14 protein-coding genes and 2 pseudogenes are annotated in these 18,599 nt (G+C 69.4%); 6 read left to right on the top strand and 10 right to left on the bottom strand.

Translation table 11 applies throughout. The features are described from left to right. Positions 1-87 precede the first annotated feature (87 nt). The 3 genes from ACWH4W_RS11245 to ACWH4W_RS11235 form a co-directional block, all read right to left on the bottom strand. On the bottom strand, positions 88-972 hold the full coding sequence (locus ACWH4W_RS11245) for a CAP domain-containing protein (RefSeq protein WP_473075614.1): 885 nt from the start codon (positions 970-972) through the stop codon (positions 88-90). A gap of 312 nt (positions 973-1,284) precedes the next feature. Further along, entirely contained in the window at positions 1,285-2,724 is a 1,440-nt protein-coding gene (locus tag ACWH4W_RS11240; RefSeq protein ID WP_473075613.1) for an amidase, read from the bottom strand. 88 nt (positions 2,725-2,812) lie between these two features. After that, on the bottom strand, positions 2,813-3,007 hold the full coding sequence (locus ACWH4W_RS11235) for a hypothetical protein (RefSeq protein WP_106412612.1): 195 nt from the start codon (positions 3,005-3,007) through the stop codon (positions 2,813-2,815). A 189-nt stretch (positions 3,008-3,196) separates the two neighbouring features. Between ACWH4W_RS11235 and ACWH4W_RS11230 the strand changes: the two genes are divergently transcribed. Then, positions 3,197-5,335 carry a S9 family peptidase gene (locus ACWH4W_RS11230; protein ID WP_473075612.1) on the top strand — a complete coding sequence of 713 codons (2,139 nt, stop codon included), beginning with the start codon at positions 3,197-3,199 and terminating at the stop codon, positions 5,333-5,335. Positions 5,336-5,475: 140 nt separating this feature from the next. On the opposite strand, the gene ACWH4W_RS11225 is transcribed toward ACWH4W_RS11230, so the two are convergent. From ACWH4W_RS11225 to ACWH4W_RS11200, 6 genes and pseudogenes are all read right to left on the bottom strand, one after another. Further along, the gene (locus ACWH4W_RS11225; protein WP_473075611.1) at positions 5,476-6,525 is read right to left on the bottom strand and encodes an ABC transporter ATP-binding protein; all 1,050 of its coding nucleotides are present in this window, start codon (positions 6,523-6,525) and stop codon (positions 5,476-5,478) included. Continuing rightward, the gene (locus ACWH4W_RS11220; RefSeq protein WP_473075610.1) at positions 6,518-7,492 is read right to left on the bottom strand and encodes an ABC transporter ATP-binding protein; all 975 of its coding nucleotides are present in this window, start codon (positions 7,490-7,492) and stop codon (positions 6,518-6,520) included. The genes ACWH4W_RS11225 and ACWH4W_RS11220 overlap by 8 nt, the downstream gene beginning before the upstream one ends. Positions 7,493-7,498: 6 nt before the next feature. Continuing rightward, a complete protein-coding gene (locus ACWH4W_RS11215) occupies positions 7,499-8,479 on the bottom strand; it encodes an ABC transporter permease (RefSeq protein WP_473075609.1) in 981 nt (326 codons plus the stop codon). Then, positions 8,472-9,395 (bottom strand): ABC transporter permease, encoded by a 924-nt coding sequence (locus ACWH4W_RS11210; RefSeq protein ID WP_473075608.1) that lies wholly within the window; start codon positions 9,393-9,395, stop codon positions 8,472-8,474. The genes ACWH4W_RS11215 and ACWH4W_RS11210 overlap by 8 nt, the downstream gene beginning before the upstream one ends. A gap of 6 nt (positions 9,396-9,401) precedes the next feature. Further along, positions 9,402-11,024, bottom strand: a complete 1,623-nt coding sequence (locus tag ACWH4W_RS11205; RefSeq protein ID WP_473075607.1) for a peptide ABC transporter substrate-binding protein — start codon at positions 11,022-11,024, stop codon at positions 9,402-9,404. 582 nt (positions 11,025-11,606) lie between these two features. Then, positions 11,607-12,355: pseudogene (locus ACWH4W_RS11200) on the bottom strand (transposase). A 674-nt stretch (positions 12,356-13,029) separates the two neighbouring features. On the opposite strand from ACWH4W_RS11200, the gene ACWH4W_RS11195 reads away from it, so the two are divergent. Next, a complete protein-coding gene (locus ACWH4W_RS11195) occupies positions 13,030-13,365 on the top strand; it encodes a hypothetical protein (protein ID WP_473075587.1) in 336 nt (111 codons plus the stop codon). Between the two features lie 90 nt (positions 13,366-13,455). Here the strand turns inward: ACWH4W_RS11195 and ACWH4W_RS11190 are convergent. Then, positions 13,456-14,219, bottom strand: a pseudogene (locus tag ACWH4W_RS11190) (transposase); the annotation flags it as partial. Positions 14,220-14,681: 462 nt separating this feature from the next. On the opposite strand from ACWH4W_RS11190, the gene ACWH4W_RS11185 reads away from it, so the two are divergent. From ACWH4W_RS11185 to ACWH4W_RS11170, 4 genes are read left to right on the top strand one after another with little or no spacing between them, the layout of a single operon-like run. Further along, complete coding sequence (locus ACWH4W_RS11185; RefSeq protein WP_473075606.1) at positions 14,682-15,203, top strand: MauE/DoxX family redox-associated membrane protein; 522 nt, start codon at positions 14,682-14,684, stop codon at positions 15,201-15,203. 13 nt (positions 15,204-15,216) lie between these two features. Next, positions 15,217-15,792: a TlpA family protein disulfide reductase gene (locus ACWH4W_RS11180; RefSeq protein WP_473075605.1), complete on the top strand. Its 576-nt coding sequence runs from the start codon at positions 15,217-15,219 to the stop codon at positions 15,790-15,792. 5 nt (positions 15,793-15,797) lie between these two features. Further along, positions 15,798-17,693, top strand: coding sequence for an ABC transporter ATP-binding protein (locus ACWH4W_RS11175; RefSeq protein ID WP_473075604.1), 1,896 nt, complete (start codon positions 15,798-15,800; stop codon positions 17,691-17,693). Continuing rightward, entirely contained in the window at positions 17,690-18,148 is a 459-nt protein-coding gene (locus tag ACWH4W_RS11170; RefSeq protein WP_473075603.1) for a S26 family signal peptidase, read from the top strand. The genes ACWH4W_RS11175 and ACWH4W_RS11170 overlap by 4 nt, the downstream gene beginning before the upstream one ends. Positions 18,149-18,599: the final 451 nt, after the last annotated feature.

Below are 18,599 nucleotides of genomic sequence, written 5' to 3'. Positions count from 1 at the left end.
CCCGGAGGAACCGGAAACGTCCCTCTGTCGCGCGACGGCCCGGGGAAGACGCCGGGGGCCGGGGCGGGACGGTCGACGGGACGCCGCTCAGTAGTTGATGTTGATGGCGGCGACGAGCCGGCCGGCGCCGTCGGTGACGATCGCCGCGCCCGCCTCGGTCGAACTCCCGTAGGTGAGCGCGGTCTTGTGGCCCGGACTGTTGAACCATGCCTCGATCATCGCCTCGGGGGTGTTGCCGCTGCCGCCCATGAAGAGGACCTCGTGGCCGCAGTGCGTGAGGCTTCCGTTCCGGAGGTTGCGCGCGGAGCACTCCTCGGCCTGGCCGGCCAGGCCGGCGCTCTCCGCGACGGGCGGGAGCCCCAGGGCGCGGCGACGTTCGTTGAGCAGGGAGATGAGCCGGCGCTCGTCGGCGGACATGCCGGTGGAGGACGAGCCGCCGGACTGCGAACCGCCGGAAGCGGAGCCTCCGGGGTTTGATCCGCCGGAATCCGAGCTGCCGGAAGCGGAGCCGCCGCTGCCCGAGGTGGCCGCGTCCGCGGCCTCCTTCTGCCGTTGCTTCGTCCTGGCGGCCTTCTCACGGGCCTCCTCCGCCGCGGCCTCGCTCTTGCGCTCGGCTTCCCGCTGGTTCTCGTGCGCCGCCTTCGCGGCGTGCGCGCGGGCCTTCTGTTCCTCCTCGCGTATCCGCCGCTCGGCCGCCTCGTCGGCCTCGCCCTCTTCCGCGTGCATCGCCTCGACGCGCGTGTCGTTCGCCTCGACGGCACGGGCGTCGGCGGACTGCCGCCCCTGCGGCTTCCCGGACGCCGCGGCGCCGGTGGTGTCCGAGCCGCTCTGCCACGTCAGCGCGGCCGCTCCGCCCAGCGCGAGGAGGACGCCGGACGCCGCGAGGATCCGGATACGCGGGGTGCCGGTCTTCGCATGGGAACGGCCGGTCTTCGCGCGGGTCCTGCCGTGTGACGCACGGTGCTGAGACATCAGGGAGGTCCAGTTCTCTCCGGGGAAGGGATCACCGGTGAGGAGTGGGCGAGGCCCGACCCGTCCCGCCCTGTTATGACTTCGTTACCCCGACGTGCCGTCACGACGGGCACCGGCCCGTGACGGCGCCCGCCGATCCGGTGCCGGGCGCCCGCCACCGCAGACGTGTGCGCCGCCCCAGGCGACGGCGATCAGCCCTTCGGCCCCGTGAACACCGGGAAGGGAAACGTCAGCCAGGCGCTCAAGTGAGCACCCCGAGAACAGTGAGGGCCGACATGCTCACGGTTTCGCCGACACCTTCCCCGCCCCCCCTCAGTCGTCCTGGAGCCGCCGGAACGGCCGGTCCGCCTCCAGCTCGAACGCCAGCTCCAGCAGCGTCCGTTCCGCGCCCGGGCGGCCCGAGAACATGACGCCGACGGGCAGGCCGTCCGGGGTCGTGTGCGCGGCCGGGAGGGAGATCGACGGGGTGCCGACGACATTGTTGACCGGGGTGAACGCCACGTAGGCGAGGATGCGTTCGATCAGGGTGGCGTACGGGACGGACGGGCTGAGGTGGCCCAGCGGCGGGGTGGTGTGGGCGAGGACGGGGGACAGGATGACGTCCAGGCCCCGGAACGCCGCCGCGTACGCCTCCCGCGTCCGCTTCAGCCGCCGCAACACCTCCGGCGTACGGCGCCAGTTGGCGACGTAGGTCGCGCGCAGGCCGTGGCTGAGGCCGTCCATGCGGCGGCGGTCGAAGTCCGTGCCCAGGGTCCGGCCCGTGGTGCCGATGAGGAACGACAGCATGCCCCAGTAGGTGAGGAAGTCCTCGGTGAAGTGCGGGTCGACGGCCAGCTCCACCGGGGTCACCGTGTGGCCCAGCCGCTCCAGCCGCCGGGCCGTCTCCGTGACGGCCGCGCGGGTGTCCTCGTCGGTGCGGGCGCCGTTCGGGGAGTCCACCAGCAGACCGATCCGCAGCCGGCGGCTCGCCGGGCCCTCGACCAGCCCGACAGCGGGCAGCCTCGGGTTGCGGTGGTGCAGTTCGGCCGCCGTGAGGAACGCCGCGCTGTCCCGGACCGTGCGGCTCACGATGCCGTCCACGACGATGTCGATGGGGAGCCGGCGGCCCTGCGCGTTCGGCACGGTCCGGCCGCGGGTCGGCTTGAGGCCGACGAGTCCGCAGGCGGCGGCCGGGATGCGGATGGAGCCGCCGCCGTCGTTGGCGTGCGCGACCGGTACGGCGCCCGCGGCGACCAGGGCGGCGCTGCCGCCGGAGGAGCCGCCCGCCGAGTGGCCGGTGTGCCAGGGGTTGCGGACCGGCGGGCCCTCCTCGAACTCCGTGGTGGGGCTGAAGCCGAACTCGGGCAGCCGCGTCTTGCCGAGCACCGTGACGCCGGTGCTCAGCAGCTGGCGGGTGAACGCGGCGTGCCGCCGGGCCGGACGGGGCACGAACGCGGCGCTGCCGTGGCCCGTGGGCAGACCCGCGACGTCGGTGTTGTCCTTCACCAAGGTCGGCACCCCGGCGAACGCGCCACCGCCGGCCGGGGCGTGGGCGGGGATGTCGAGGTGCACCTGGACGGCGTCGAGCCGGGCGTCGGCGTCCCGGACCCGGGCCGCCGCGTCCCGTGCGACCTCGGCGGCGCTCACCTCGCCCCGGCGGATCGCCGCGGCGAGGCCGACCGCGTCCAGGTCGCGCAGGGCGTCGTCACGGAAGACGTGGACCCTGGTCCGCGCCTCGTCGCGTCCCTGGCTCTGTTCCTCGGAAGTCGTCACCGTCGGCTCCGCCCTGCGCGCGTGGATGATGGCTCGCCCATCATCGCTTACCGACGGGTAACACGCGAGAGGCCGACGGCGGCCGCGCTCAGAAGCTGAGGCTGCCGATCATCCCCGCGATGTTGGAGGTGACTTCGTTGATCGTGGGCGCGATCGTCGACGAGGCCAGGTAGAAGCCGAGCAGCATGCACACGATCGCGTGCCCTGCCTTCAGTCCCGACTTCTTGATCAGCAGGAAGACGATGATCGCCAGCAGCACCACCGCCGAAATCGAGAGTGCCACGGCGGCTCACCTCCAAGGATCCCAGGGGCGCGGGGGTCAGGAATATGGGGGCAGTACGTTCACACAGCACATTCACACAGCGGGCAGCAGGTTCATACCCACTATGCGCTAACGATCATAACTATCCGTACGTGCGCATCGATCGGCGCACAGCCGCACAAGGGGGCGCATGGCCAATATGGTCAGGGCATGACGACCGAGACGGACTCCTTCCCCCGGCGGCACGCCCGCACCCTCCGCTTCACGCTCGGCGCGCCGCGTTCGTTCAGCGTGGCGCCCGACGGCTCACGTGTCGTGTTCCTCCGCTCGAGTTCCGGTTCGGACCGGGCCAACGCCCTGTGGGTGCTCGACGCGGACGAGGGCGGGGAGCGCGTGGCCGCCGACCCGCGCGCTCTGCTGAACGGCGCCTCCGAGCAGCTCTCCGCCGAGGAGCGCGCACGGCGCGAACGCAGCCGTGAGGGAGGCGCCGGCATCGTCGGCTACGCCACCGACGCGGCCGTCGAGTTGGCGGCTTTCGCCTTGTCAGGGCGGCTTTTCACGGCGGAGCTGAGGGCCGGCACGGCGCGCGAACTGCCCACCCCCGGACCGGTGATCGACCCCCGTCCGTCACCCGACGGACGGCACGTCGCGTACGTCGCCCGGGGCGCGTTGCGGGTGGTCTCGGCGGAGGGGGCGGACGACCGCGCGCTCACCACCCCCGAAGCGGAGGACGTCACGTACGGATTGGCCGAGTTCATCGCGGCCGAGGAGATGCACCGTTCGCGCGGCTTCTGGTGGGCCCCGGAGTCGGACCGGCTGCTGGTGGCGCGGGTGGACGACACGCCGGTACGGCGGTGGTGGATCTCCGACCCCGCCCACCCGGAACGTGAGCCGCGTCACGTCCGCTACCCGGCGGCCGGCACCCCGAACGCGGACGTACGGTTGTTCGTCGTGGACCTCGCAGGGGCGCGCACGGAGGTCTCCTGGGACCGGGCGCGCTACCCGTATCTGGCACGAGTGCACTGGTCAGCGGCGGGTGCCCCCCTGCTGCTCGTCCAGGCGCGCGACCAGCGGGCGCAACTGATCCTGGCCGTCGACCCGGACACCGGGGCGACCCGGATGGTGCACGCCGACGAGGACCCGGATTGGCTGGAACTTTTCCCCGGCGTGCCGTGCTGGAGCCCCTCGGGACAGCTCGTCCGGATCGCCGACGAAGGGGGCGCCCGGCGCCTCGTCGTGGGGGAACGGCCGCTCACCGGACCGCAGTTGCACATCCGTGCGGTCCTCGACGTCTCGGACGACGACGTGCTGGTCTCGGCGTCGGCGGGCGCGGAGGCGGCCGACCCGGAGATCGGCGAGGTGCACGTCCACCGGGTGAACGAACTGGGCGTGGAGCGGGTCTCGGAGGAGCCCGGCGTGCACACCGCGGTGCGCTCCGGAGGGGTCACGGTACTCGTCTCGGCGACCCTGGATCGGCCAGGTTCGCGCGTGCGGGTGCTCCGTGACGGGAAACAGACGGCGGCTGTCCCCTCGTACGCCGAAGACCCCGGTTTGTCCCCCCGGGTGACGCTGACACAGGGGGGCGCACGCCGTATTCCGTGCGCCGTGCTTATGCCTCGGGACTACGCCGGTGACACCCCTCTGCCGGTGCTCATGGACCCCTACGGTGGCCCGCACGGCCAGCGGGTGACGGCCGCCCACAATCCGTACCTGGCCTCGCAGTGGTTCGCCGACCAGGGCTTCGCCGTGGTCGTCGCCGACGGCCGCGGCACCCCCGGCCGCTCCCCCGCCTGGGAGAAGTCCGTCAAGGACGACATCGCGGCCGTCGTCCTCCAGGACCAGGTCGACGCGCTCCAGGCGCTGGCCGGGGACTTCCCGCTCGACCTGGACCGGGTCGCGATCCGCGGCTGGTCCTTCGGCGGCTACCTGGCGGCCCTCGCGGCGCTGCGCCGCCCCGACGTGTTCCACGCGGCCGTGGTGGGCGCCCCGGTCACCGACCTGCGCCTGTACGACACCCACTACCAGGAGCGCTACGTGGGGCACCCGGACGAGCGGCCGGAGCTCTACCGCCGCAACTCGCTGGTCGACGACGCCGGCCTGGTCGACGCGGCAGAGCCGCACCGGCCCATGATGATCATTCACGGGCTGGCGGACAACAACGTGGTCGTCGCCCACTCGCTGCGGCTGTCCTCCGCCCTGCTGGCGGCCGGCCGCCCGCACGAGGTGCTGCCGCTGTCCGGCGTCACGCACATGACGCCGCAGGAGGAGGTCGCCGAGAACCTGCTCCGTCTCCAGCTCGGCTTCCTCAAGCGCGCCCTGTCCCTCCCGGACGCACCCGCCACGCGTTGACACCGGGGCAACACCGCGGAAACGGCGCCGCCACACGGGCCGGGGAGACTGGTCGGCGTACGGCCGTGCGGGTGCCGTGAGCGGGCCGGGGTGCGCCATGTCGCCCCGGCCCGTCACCCGCTGTCGCCGCCGGCGCCCCGTCAGCCGGGGCCCTCGCCCCGCTCCTCCACCGGCACCACGTGCTTCTCCTCCGCGAAGTGGCACGCCGAGTCGTGCGCGGCCGGGCCTCCGGTCTCCGCGAACCAGGGCGGCACCGCCAGCGCCGGAACCTCCACCGCGCACCGCTCCCGCGCCTTCCAGCAGCGGGTGCGGAAGCGGCAGCCGGACGGGATGTTCGTCGGCGACGGCACGTCCCCGCTCAGCACGATCCGCTCCCGGTGCTCCCGTGCCCGGGGGTCCGGCACCGGCACCGCGGACAGCAGCGCCTGCGTGTACGGGTGCGTGGGGTGGTCGTAGATCTCGGTGTCCGTGCCGGTCTCCACGATCCGGCCGAGGTACATCACCCCGACCCGGTCGGAGATGTGCCGCACGATCGACAGGTCGTGCGCGATGAAGACGTAGGACAGGTCGAACTCGCTCTGCAGCCGGTCCATCAGGTTGATGACCTGGGCCTGCACCGACACGTCCAGCGCGGACACCGGCTCGTCCGCGACGATCACCTCGGGGCGCAGCGCGAGGCCCCGCGCGATGCCGATGCGCTGCCGCTGGCCGCCGGAGAACTGGTGCGGATAGCGGTTGATGTACTCCGGGTTCAGGCCCACCACGTCCAGCAGGTCCTGCACCCGGCGCCGCCGGTCCCCCTTCGGCGCCACCTCGGGGTGGATGTCGTACGGCTCCCCGATGATGTCGCCCACCGTCATGCGGGGGTTGAGCGAGGTGTACGGGTCCTGGAAGACCATCTGGATGTTGCGGCGCACCGCCTTGAGCGCCTTGCCGGACAGCCGGGTGATGTCCTCGCCCTTGTAGCGGATCGAACCGGCCGTCGGCCGCTCCAGGTTGACCAGCGTCTTGGCGACCGTCGACTTGCCGCAGCCGGACTCCCCCACGATGCCCAGCGTCTCGCCCCGGTCCAGGCGGAAGTCCACGCCGTCGACCGCCTTCACGGCGCCGACCTGTGTGCGGAAGACGACGCCCCGGGTCAGCGGGTAGTGCTTGACCAGGCCGCTGACCTCCAGGATCGGCTCAGCCATCCAGGCACTCCCTCCAGAAGTGGCAGGCGCTCCCGCGCGTGCCGGAGACCTCGTACAGCGGCGGGTCGTCGGTCGTGCAGACGTCCCGGGCCAGCGGGCAGCGCGGGTGGAAGGGACAGCCCGGCGGGATGCGGGTGAGGCTGGGCGGCAGGCCCTTGATGGCGTACAGCTCCCGGCCCTTGTGGTCCAGGCGCGGGATGGAGTCCAGCAGACCGCGGGTGTACGGGTGGGCCGGGGCCTTGTAGATGTCGTGCACCGGCGCCGACTCCACGATCCGTCCCGCGTACATCACCGCGATGCGGTCGGCGACGTCGGCGACCACGCCCAGGTCGTGGGTGATGAGGACGAGCCCCATCCGGTACTCCCGCTGGAGGTCCGCGAGCAGCTCCATCACCTGGGCCTGGACGGTGACGTCGAGGGCGGTGGTCGGCTCGTCGGCGATGATCAGGGCAGGTTCCAGGGCGATCGCCATCGCGATCATGATGCGCTGGCGCATGCCGCCGGAGAACTGGTGCGGGTACTGCCGCACCCGCTCCCGCGCGGCCGGGATGCGCACCCGGTCCATCAGCTCGACCGCCTTGGCCCGCGCGTCCTTGCGGGACACGCCCCGGTGCACGGTGAACATCTCCGCGAGCTGGTCGCCGACGGTGAGCACGGGGTTCAGGGCGGACAGCGCGTCCTGGAAGATCATCGCCATCTCGGCGCCCCGGATCCGCCGCCGCTCCTCCTCCTTGAGCGTCAGCAGGTCCCGGCCCTGGAAGACCACCTCGCCGCCGGTGATCCGGCCGGGCGGGGTGTCGAGGATGCCCATGACCGCCTGCGCGGTCACCGACTTGCCGGAGCCGGACTCGCCCAGCACGGCCAGGGTCTCCCCCGCGTCCACGCCGTAGGTGACCCCGTTGACCGCCTTCGCCACCCCGTCCCGGGTGCGGAACTCCACGTGCAGGTCGCGCACTTCCAGCAGCACCGCGGCTCACCTCAGCTTCGGGTCGAGGGCGTCGCGCACCGCGTCGCCGAGCATGATGAACGCCAGCACCGTGATCGCCAGCGCCCCCGAGGGCCACAGCAGCGCGTGCGGGGCGTTGCGGATGTAGGGCGAGGCCGCGGAGATGTCGATGCCCCAGGAGACGCTGGGCGGCTTCAGCCCGACACCGAGGTACGACAGGGTCGCCTCCAGCGCGATGTACGTGCCCAGCGCGATGGTCGCGACGACGATGACCGGGGCGACCGCGTTGGGCGCGATGTGGCGCAGCAGCAGCCGGGAGTGGGAGGCGCCGAGCGCCCGCGCGGCCTGCACGTAGTCGTTCTGTTTGGCGGTGATCACGGCGCCGCGGGCGATGCGGGAGATCTGCGGCCAGCCGAGCAGCACGATGAAGCCGATGACCGGCCAGACGGTGTTGCTGGTGATGACGGAGAGCAGCACCAGACCGCCGAGGACGACCGGGATGGCGAAGAAGACGTCGGTGATCCGGGACAGGATCGCGTCGGAGACGCCGCCGAAGTACCCGGCGAGCGCGCCCAGCACGCTGCCGAGGACGGCGACCCCGAGGGTGGCGAGCACCCCGACCGCGACGGAGGTGCGGGCGCCGTACACGGTGCGGGTGTAGACGTCGCAGCCCTGCCCGTCGAAGCCGAAGGGGTGGCCGGGCTGCGAGCCCTCCTGCGCCTTGGACAGGTCGCACGTGAGCGGGGAACCGGAGGTGATCGCCGACGGCCACAGGGAGATGAGGACCAGGAACAGGATGACCAGCGCGGAGACGAGGAACACGGGGTTGCGGCGCAGGTCCCGCCAGGCGTCGGACCACAGGGAGCGGGGCCGTTCCTCCGGCCCGGCGCCGTCCGGTCCGGCCGGCCGCTTCTCCAGGCTCTCGGCCTCGTCGACGCCCAGGTCCATGGCGCCGCCCATGCCGGTCCCCGCGATGGCGGGGTCGCGTTCGTGATGACGGTCAGACATAGCGGATCCTCGGGTCGAGTACGGCGTACAGGAGGTCGACGACGAGGTTGGCGACGAGGAAGACCAGTACCAGGACGGTGACGAAGCCGACCACCGTCTGCGTGTTCTGCCGCAGGATGCCCTGGTAGAGCTGGTAGCCGACGCCGTGGATGTTGAAGATCCGCTCGGTGACGATCGCCCCGCCCATCAGGAAGCCGATGTCGGCGCCGATGAAGGTGACCACGGGGATCAGGGAGTTGCGCAGCAGGTGGCGGACGACGACCCGGCGCCGGGGCAGGCCCTTGGCGATCGCGGTGCGGACGTAGTCGGAGCGGCGGTTCTCCGCGATGGAGGTGCGGGTCAGCCGGGTGACGTAGGCGAGGGAGACCGACGCCAGCACCAGGCCGGGCAGGATCAGCTCGCCGAAGGGCGCCTCGGAGGACACCGAGGGCCGGATCCAGCCCCACTTCACGCCGAGCAGCAGCTGGAGCAGCAGACCGGTGACGAAGGTGGGCACGGAGATCACGACGAGGGTCAGCAGCAGCACCCCGGTGTCCACCGGCCGGCCCCGGCGCAACCCGGTGACCACGCCGAGGGTGACGCCGACGACGATCTCGAAGAGGATCGCGATCAGGGTGAGCCGGACGGTGACGGGGAACGCCGTCGCCATCAGCTCGGTGACCTCCTGGCCGTTGAAGGCCGTGCCGAAGTCGCCGGTGAAGACGTTCCCCATGTACGTCAGGTATTGCTGCCAGACCGGCTTGTCGAGGCCGAACTCCTGCTCCAGGCGGGCGGCCGTCGCCGGGTCGCACCGCCGCTCCCCGCACAGTCCCGCGATGGGGTCGCCCATCACGTTGACCATGAGGAAGATCAGCAGCGTGGCCCCGACGAAGACCGGGATCATCTGGAGCAGCCGCCGGACGACGTAGCGCCCCATGGCCGCTCAGCTGACCTTGATCTCGTGGTAGACGGGGACGCTGAAGGGGTTGAGCTTGACGTCGGAGAGCCGCTCGGACCAGCCGGCGCTGCCGTTCTGGTACCAGAGCGGGATCGCGGCCATGTTGTCGCGGACCACTTCCTCCGCCTGCTGGAACAGGCCGACGGCCTCGGCGGTGTCGGTCTCCTGGTTGGCGCGGTCCACCAGGGCGTCGAACTCCTCGTTCGACCACTGGCCGTCGTTGGACGAGGCGTTGGTGTAGTACAGCGGCTGGAGGAAGTTCTGGATGAGCGGGTAGTCCATCTGCCAGCCGGCCCGGAACGGCCCGGTCATCTTCCGGTCGGTGATCTGGTTGCGGAAGTCCGCGAAGGTGCCGACCGGGTTGGCGGTGCAGGCGCGCTCGTCGTCCAGCGCGTTGTTGATGGAGTTGCAGACGGCGTTGACCCACTCCCGGTGGGAGCCGGTGTCGGCGTTGAAGGTGATGGTCACCCTGCCGCCGGGCAGTCCGCCGCCCTCCTCGATCAGCTTCTTCGCCTCGTCGGGGTTGAACTCGCAGTACTCGCCGCACAGTCCCTCCTGGAAGCCGCCGTCCTCGCCGAGCACCGGGGAGGTCCAGTCGGTGGCGGGGGTGCGGGTCTTCTGGAAGATCGTGTCGGTGATCTGCTCGCGGTCGATCGCCATGGACAGGCCCTGGCGGACCTTCGTCGCGCCCTCGGTGTTCCAGGCGTCGTCGTAGAACGGGAAGGCGAGGGTCTGGATGATGCCGGCGGGGGTGTTGAGGTAGCGGTCGCCCAGGTCGTCGTTCACGTTCTTCAGCTGCGCGGCCGGCACGTCGTCGACCAGGTCGAGGTTGCCGGCCAGCAGGTCGGTGTAGGCGGTGTTGTTGTCGGTGTAGACCTTCAGGTCGACGCCGCCGTTCTGCGCCTTGTCGTCGCCCGGGTAGTCGTCCCACGCGCGCAGCGACATCTGCGAACCGCGGGTGTACGACTCGACCAGGTAGGGACCGTTGCCGACGGGCTTTCGCACCCAGGCGTCGTGGTCGTCGAAGAACGCCCGGGGCAGCGGCGCGAACGCCGCGTAGCCGAGGGTGTCGGGGAACGTGGAGAACTTCTGGCTGAGCCTGACGGTGAAGGTGCGCTCACCGGTCACCCTCAGCCCGGACAGGGTGTCCGCCGTCTGCTCGCCCTCCTCCGGGTGCACCTGGTCGTAGCCCTCGATGTAACTGAAGAAGTACGCGTTGCGCTGGTTGTTGCGCAGGCTCGCGCCGTAGTTCCAGGCGTCCACGAAGGACTGGGCGGTGACCTTCTCGCCGTTGCTGAAGGTCCAGCCGTCCTCGACGGTGACGGTGAAGTTCTGCGAGTCCGAGGTCTCGATGCTCTCGGCGAGCATGTCCTGTGCCTCGCCGGTCTCCGGGTCGTACCGCTTCAGCCCCCGGAAGATCATGTCGAGGACCTTGCCGCCCTGCACCTCGTTGGTGTTCGACGGCTCCAGCGGGTTCTGCGGATCGCCCCAGGAGGCGCTCAGCACGGCCTCGGAGTCGCCGCTGCCGCCCCCGCCTCCGCACCCCGCCGCGGCGAGGACGAGCGCCACGGCGCAGACGGCCCATTTGGCATGCATGGCTCCGCGCATGGGGTGCCTCCTCGTGTTCACGATCCGTCACAACGAAATATGCGGCGCCGCCTCACACTCCGCACGCCGACGCGGCCCGTTCGGGGGTCTTGCCGTTGGATAGCGAGGGCGTCTGACGGCGTGGTGCCGGTTGTTCCTGCCGCATTCCGGGCTGCCTCCGGTTTCAGATCCGTCCACCACCCGGGGAGCCCGTGAAAGTGGCGCCCGATCACCGTCCTCATCCACTTCGACGTCAGGCGCCGGTCCGGTCTGCCGTCGCGGCCGGCTCTTTGACCAGCTGTCCCTCCTCGCGGACTGCGAACTGCGCATGGGTAAGCCTGGATACGACCCGCCGACCCCTTCGAGGTCGGCCATACGGGCCGCCCTCGAGCCAGGTTGGGCGCCAGCGTTCCACCGAGCACGCTCACTCACCCCTTCGCGTGGCGAGGAGAGGCCTGCCCCCAGTACGGCACGACAGATCGCTGACATACCACTGACAAGACCGGATCCGATGCTGGCCCAGGAGTGAGTCGGCTCCGAAGAACCGACCAACTGAGAACGGATCACCCTAGATTCCCGACAGCTGCGTTGTAATGAGCCTTTTCAGCGTTGCCTCTCCAGGGTGAGGACCACGGCAGCGATCGCGATGAGGCGTGTCGGGCTACAGCGGGCGCGTCGGAAGCTCCGCCAGGACTTCAGGCGGGCGACTCCGCGTTCGACAGGCGCCCGGGCGGCGGACAGGGCCCGGTTGACCGTCCGCTCGGTGGGGGTGAGTTCGCTGCCCGGCGGGCGGCGCTTCGCGGTGGTGACCCAGTCTCCGGTTCCGATGTAGGCCATGTCAGCCAGATGGGGACGCTCTGGCGCTCACAGATTCAAATGATCTTGTGAGTGCGGGCTGCCGTCAGATCTTGGGTCCGGCCCGGCAACGCCGGCGACAGCCACAGAATCTCGCCGGCCGGATCCGTGACGGCCTGCACGTTCACTCCGTGCCGCTTGCACTTGAAGGAGTAGTCGGCCTGTCCGTCGCCGACCCGGTCGCACTCGGCGAGGGTGCCGTCCAGGAGCGCGTAGTCGGGGTCTGTCTCGCGCAGTACCTTCAGCAGTCCTGGCGCCTTGTTCGCCAGGTGCCGGACGACGGTGGTGCCGTAGGCGTGGGCGGTGCCCACGGATATGCCGAAGCCCGCAGCGAGCTGCGCGAGGGTGTCGTGCCGCCGGAGGTAGACCAGGGCGACGAAAGTACGCTGGTGCGGCGGGAGCTTGTAGCGGCGGTCACCCTCACGGTTGACGATAAGCATGGTTACCCACTCGGCCAGAGCGTGAGGCAGGTCGAGTACGGCAGGATATGGAACCACCGGGGCTCCCGCGCTGATGAGTTGAGACGTCGAACGCCTCTCTCAACGGCACGGGAGCCTCGTGCGTTGCGGGCGCCGGCCTCGTCACCCATCCGGTGGCCACTCTGCAAAGGCTCAATGAGCCTTTTCAGCTTGGCCACCGATCGGGTGACGGGGCTGTTGGCGGGGGCGGGCCGCAACGCATGAGGCCCCCGTGACTGTTGAGGGAGTGGTCGAAGCCTCACGCCCTGGTCGAGTGGGCCACGATGCTCATCGTCACCGTGAGGGTGAGTGCCGCTGCGAGCTCCCGCCGCACCTCCTTGCCCACATCGCCGCGGCCTTCGGAATGTTTGCGGCCACCAGGGAACCGCCTCTTGCGGGGGAAACGCGTCAAACCTGTGTACCAATCTGGTGCCGATGCCCAGATTGCCGAGGTGACGCGGGTGTCCACACAGGATGATCACCTTGCTCTGCACGTTTACTTGGCTTCTGACTGCACTTCGGGGGACCCTTTGTACCGCTTCACTCGCCGCACTGGCAGTGCTCTGACTGCCGTCGCGCTGATTACCGGTATGGCATCCGCTTGCTCTGACTCGCCTACGGTGTCCAAGGCTTCGCAGTCCGAGAAGGCGGGGAGCTCCGCCGCGGCTCCCACAGCTCAGCCGCCCTCCCAGTCCGGCAGGGAGCAGTTGGACATGGAAGCTCGCGACTTGCTCAACATGGCGGATCGCCTGGAGTCGGATGAGGCGGGCTTGGTCTCGGCCGGTTCCCTCGCGGTGCCCGGAGAGAACCTGGACGAAACCATCAAGTCGGGCACGGCCCTGCGGGTGGAGGTGGCGTGCGCAGGGGAGGGCACGGTCACCTTCACGGTCGTCTCAGGCGCCGCCAAGACAGCTAAGCGCGTCGACTGCACGCAGCCGATGACGAACGGGTTCGACTTCACCACGGCCGGGCCGAGTCTCGCGATCCAGGCGGACTCACCCGAGGAAGATAGGGTAGGCACCGCCTACATAATGGGCCGCATCTCCTAATTTGTCCCAGCTGACAGCCCCGGTCGCCCTGGTTTCGGATGCGGAGCACGTCCCGCAGCGCGCCGGCCAGGTCACGCAGGTCATTTGGGGCCGCGAGCGCTCCAGGGTGAGGATGGCCTTGGCGATTGACGTCATGCGGTTCGGGCTGCATCGCGATCTTCGGAAGATTCGCCAGGACTTGAGTCGTGCCATGCCGCGTTCGACGGGTGCTCGGGAGGCGGCGAGGGCCCGGTCGATCGTCTGCTGAGTCGGGGTCAGTTGCCTGCCGGACGGTCGTTTGCGTCCGGTGGTGACCCAGGGGCCGGCGCCCGCATAGGCACGGTCGGCCAGGATGAGGACGCCCTGGCGTTCGCAGATCCGGATGATGCGGTGGGTGCGGGCCGCGGTCAGGTCGTGACACTGGCCGGGCAAGGCAGGGGAGATCCACAGCACCTGGCCGGTCGGGTCGGTGACGACCTGCACATTCACACCGTGGCGGCGGTGCTTGTGCGAGTAGTCGGCCTGCCCGTCGCCCACCCGGTCGCACTCCGCGAGCGTCCCGTCGAGCAAAACGTATTCCGGGTCGGTCTCGCGCAGGACCTCAGCAGGCCCGGTGACCGGTCGGCCAGGAGGTCGATGACCGCGGTGGTGTAGGCGTGGGCGGTGCCGACCGATATGCCGAAGCCCGCGGCGCTCTGGGTCAGGGTGTCGTGCTTGCGTAGGTACACCAGAGCGACCAGCGCACGCTGGTGCGGCGGAAGCTTGCAGCGGCGGTCACCCTCGCGGGTGACGATGAGTATGGTTACCCACTCGACCAGAGCGTGTGACAGGTCGAGTGCGGCAGGATAGGGAACAAACGAGGCACCTGCGCTGATGAGTTGAGACGTCGAACATCTCCCTCAACGGCACGGGTGCCTCGTGCGTTGCGGCCTCCCAGCCGTCACCTGATCGGTGGCCACGCTGAAAAGGCTCAATGAGCGACGGCGGCGGAAAGAGAGCTGAAAGAACCTGGAAAGTACGGCCGTGGAGAGTGGCTGCAGAGGCCGGGCAGATAGGAAGTCCGGCAGGTGAACCCGAACTATAGGAGAGTGCCGATGTCCAGGATGCTCAGTGGCATGGTGGGTCGGATTGCCGACAGGCTACTTCCCCAGACGTCCGCAGCCGCGGGCTGCGGGGGTTGCGAAACCTTCACCGATTACAAGAACGGTCAGATGTACACCTACAAGTGCTGCTGGACCCCCAAGTGCGTACTGCGGTGCCCCTGAGGTGTGTCGCCGCCGCCGCGCTGCGCGCGGCGGCGGTTCCGCCCACCACGTCAGACCTGACCTGAGGAAGCCATGCAAGTGGTCGAGGCGTTTGGTCAGCTGTGCCTGATCACGGTGTTCGCCTGGTCCGGCGGGCAGAAAATGCACGGGTTCCGTATCTTCCGCGGTCACGTGTCGACTACGGTCCCACGGCTCGGCCGACTCTCATCAGGCATGCTCGCGACGGCTGTTCTTCTGATGGAGCTGGGTGTCGTCGCGTCCCTGATGGTCCGCCCTCTGAAACGCGTCGGGCTGGCTACGGCCTTGCTTCTTCTGGCCGCTTTCACCGTCTATCTGCTCAACCTTCTGCGCACACGGTCCAACGCTTCCTGCGGCTGTGCGGGAGCGAGCGGCACGCCGGTGTCGGGAGCGCACCTGCTACGCAACGCCATTCTGCTGGCCCTGACCACGGGCACTTGGTGGGCAGTGGTCTTCACGAGCGGGCCGAGCTTATCCCACTACGCGATCGCCGCCGCGCCTGCGGCGGTTACCGGCATCACCCTGCTCTACCTCGCGGAGCTGGTCTCACTTTTCCGTATGACACATGTGAAATGAAAATGGAGTGCACATGGGCATCGCACTGTCAGCCCTCGGTCTGCTGCTGGCGTCTGCCGCATGCGGTCTATCCGTGACCGTGGCGCTGCGGGTCAAGAAGCTCCTCGACCCGCTGACCCAGGAGGGATTGCTGAGTGGCCGCCGTGTCGAGGGCCCCGAGCCGGGATCACTGGTTCCCAGGCCGGGCGCTGTGGTTGATATGGACGGGGCGCAAGTGGAATTGCCTGCCGACGGTTCGGAGCCTTGGGTCCTGACTTTTCAGGCCGTCGGGTGCACCGGCTGCAAGCAGCAGCTTCCGGTGTACAAGAAGTTCCTGCGGAACATGGCACTTGCCCGGGGCCGGGTGTTCGCTGTCGTCGTCGGCGACGAAGACGGAGTATCCCTTTACAACGACGAACTCGGTGAGTACGCCCATGTCGTCCACGGGGCGGACAACGCGCTGCGGCTCGTGGAGGAGCTCGGTATTTCGATGTTCCCGACATACCTCGTCGTGGACGGGAACGGACGGGTGCTGGCGTCTCCCCAGAGTTCGTCCCGACTGGCCGAGGTCGGTGCCGGGCTTCTCGCGCCGGTTCCTGTGAGTGCCTGATCCCCATGCCTCTACACGCGCCACGGAGCCAACGCGGCAAACCGGCTCATGAAACGGTCCTCGCGTCACCGGGGCCGTCCCGCCTGAGGGGCGCTCTGTCCCTCGCCTACGAGTCCGCCGGCCCGAAGCTGATCATCTACGCCGTACTGGACCTGGTCAGCGGTGTCGTGCCGGTCGCCGTCGGCTGGCTCACCAAGATGGCCCTCGACCGGCTCAGCGGTCAGGCCCCGGCGCACACCTTGATGGCAGTGGCCGTCGGACTCGCCGCCGTCGGTGTCGTCCAGGGTGTCGTCCCACACGTCATCACCTATCTGCAGGGTGAGGTCGATCGTGCCACCGGGACGCTCGCCCAGGGGCGGCTCTTCTCCGCTGTGACACGGTTCGTGGGACTGGGCCCCTTCGAGGACCCGACCCTTCTCGACAAGCTGCGGATGGCCAAGCAGTCGGGGAGAACGGCGCCAGGCATGGTGGTCAAAGGGTCGCTGGGAGTTGTCCGGGCTGGTATCACCATCTCGGGATTTCTGGCTTCGCTCATTGCACTCGCCCCGTTGATGGCCGCCTTCGTCCTCGTCTTTGCCCTTCCCGTCCTCGCTGCGGAGATCGTCCTGTCCCGGGGACGCGCGCACATGCTCTGGCGCATCAGCCCACGGGAGCGTCGTGAGATGTTCTTCGATCACCTGCTCTCCGATGTTGACGCGGCCAAGGAAGTGCGCCTGTTCGGTACTGGCAGCTTTCTGCTCGGGCGTATGCAGGACGAACGGCGGGCAGCGGACGCCGAACGACGCCGCGTCGACCGTCACGAACTGGCCGCACAGTCGCTCCTGGCCCTGCTCGCGGCGCTGGTCTCCGGAGCCGGCCTGGTCTGGGCCGTCCACGCGGCCCGGTTTGGCACGCTGACCTTGGGTGACATCGCCATTTTCATCGTGGCCGTCGCGGGAGTCCAGATGTCGGTCGCCCAACTGGCGACCAACCTGGCCCAGGCACACCAGGCACTGGTCCTGTTCGGGCACTACCAGGAGGTGAGCACCGCGGGCCCGGACCTGGAGCGCCCCAAGAGGCCGCCCACCCTGCCGGCCCTGCGTGAGGGGATTGAACTCCGGGGCGTCTGGTTCCGCTACAGCGAGGATCAGCCGTGGATCCTCAAGGGCGTCGACCTGATGATTCCCCAAGGCCAGAGCCTTGCCTTGGTGGGGCTGAACGGAGCGGGCAAGTCGACTCTGGTCAAACTGCTCTGTCGGTTCTACGACCCGACACGCGGCGCGATCCTCTGGGACGGCGTCGACATCCGGGACGTCGACCCGGACGAACTGCGTCTCAGAACCAGCGCGGTGTACCAGGACTTCATGCACTACGACCTAACGGCGCGGGAGAACGTCGCCCTCGGCGATCTGACAGCACTGGACGATCAACCCCGGGTGACCGCAGCCGCCCGAAGAGCGGGAGTGCACGAGAAGATCGCCGACCTCCCTCAGGGGTACGACACCCTCATCACCCGCACCTTCTTCGGCGGCACCGAGGAGGACACCGCGGCGACGGGCGTCCTGTTTTCCGGTGGCCAGGCGCAACGGCTTGCTCTGGCACGCGCCCTGGTACGCGAACGGCGCGATCTCCTGATCCTGGACGAACCCAGCTCTGGGCTCGACGCCGAGGCCGAGTACGAGATTCACACCCGGATAAGGGAGTTCCAGCGGGGCAGGACCAGCCTGCTCATCTCCCACCGGCTCGGGTCCCTCCGGGATGCAGACCGGATCGTCGTGCTGTCCGAAGGGCGGATCGTGGAAGAGGGGGATCATGGCGCGCTGATGGCGCAGGGTGGCGCGTACGCACGTCTGTTCGCTCTGCAGGCATCCGGCTACACCGGGGAGCTGGTGTCGCCATCCGTGGAAGGTGCCGCGTTGTGATCGGCATCGGTCTCCTGACCGGGATGACCTTCTCCTGCCTTGCCGGCGCGGTGCTTCTGGTCCTGCGCAGACGGCTCGTGTCGGTCACGGTCGTGGGACACAGCATGCTTCCCGCCTACCGGCCCGGTGACCGGGTCCTGATTCGGCGCGGAACGGTACCGGAACGCGGGGGTGTGGTCGTCGTGGAACAGCCGAGCACGGAACGCAGAGCCTGGGACTTGCCCCCGGCCGGGCTAGGCAGCACCCGACGGCCTGTCACCGAGAGCCAGTGGCTCGTCAAGAGGGTCGCCGCGACGGCGGGGGACACGTGGTCGACGGAGGCGGGCCTGATCGAGTGTGTTCCTTCAGGTCATCTGCTGCTGCTCGGGGACAACGCCGCCGTCAGTTTCGACTCGCGCCAGATGGGTCCCTTCCCGGTAGACAGGGTCCTCGGTGCCGTGTGTCGACGACTCTGACGCACTGGACGGCGCCGGTCGTCGGTGGGGTCCCGCTGTGTGGTGCAGGGGATCTCTGATGTTTTCCTGTGATCCTGGGCACTCGCTCGTTATGCCGTGAGGGTGTGTTGGTGCCGCTGTCTGGTCTCGGCTGGGGTGAGGTAGCCGAAGGCCTTGTGCTTGCGCAGGCGGCAGCGGTTGCAGAAGGTCTTGATGAAAGTGAAGACCTCGGCGCGGGCGGTGGCCCGGTCGGACCAGGTTCGGGTGCCGATCTCTTCTTGAGTAGAGCCCAGAAGCTCTCCGCAGCGGCGTTGTCGAAGCCTGAGCCGGTGTGTCCGCAGCTCTGCCGTAGCCCCAACTCACTTAAGGCGTCGCGGGATTGGGCGGATGCGTACTCGCTTCTGTGATCGCTGTGTATGACGCATCCGGGCTCCGGATGAGCCCGGCCATGGGCCACGTCGAGAGCATCGAC

This window comes from Streptomyces sp. DSM 120436 (assembly GCF_055778765.1).
The sequence above is the reverse complement of the archived record's forward strand: the minus strand, read 5'-3'. Positions and strand labels throughout refer to the sequence as shown.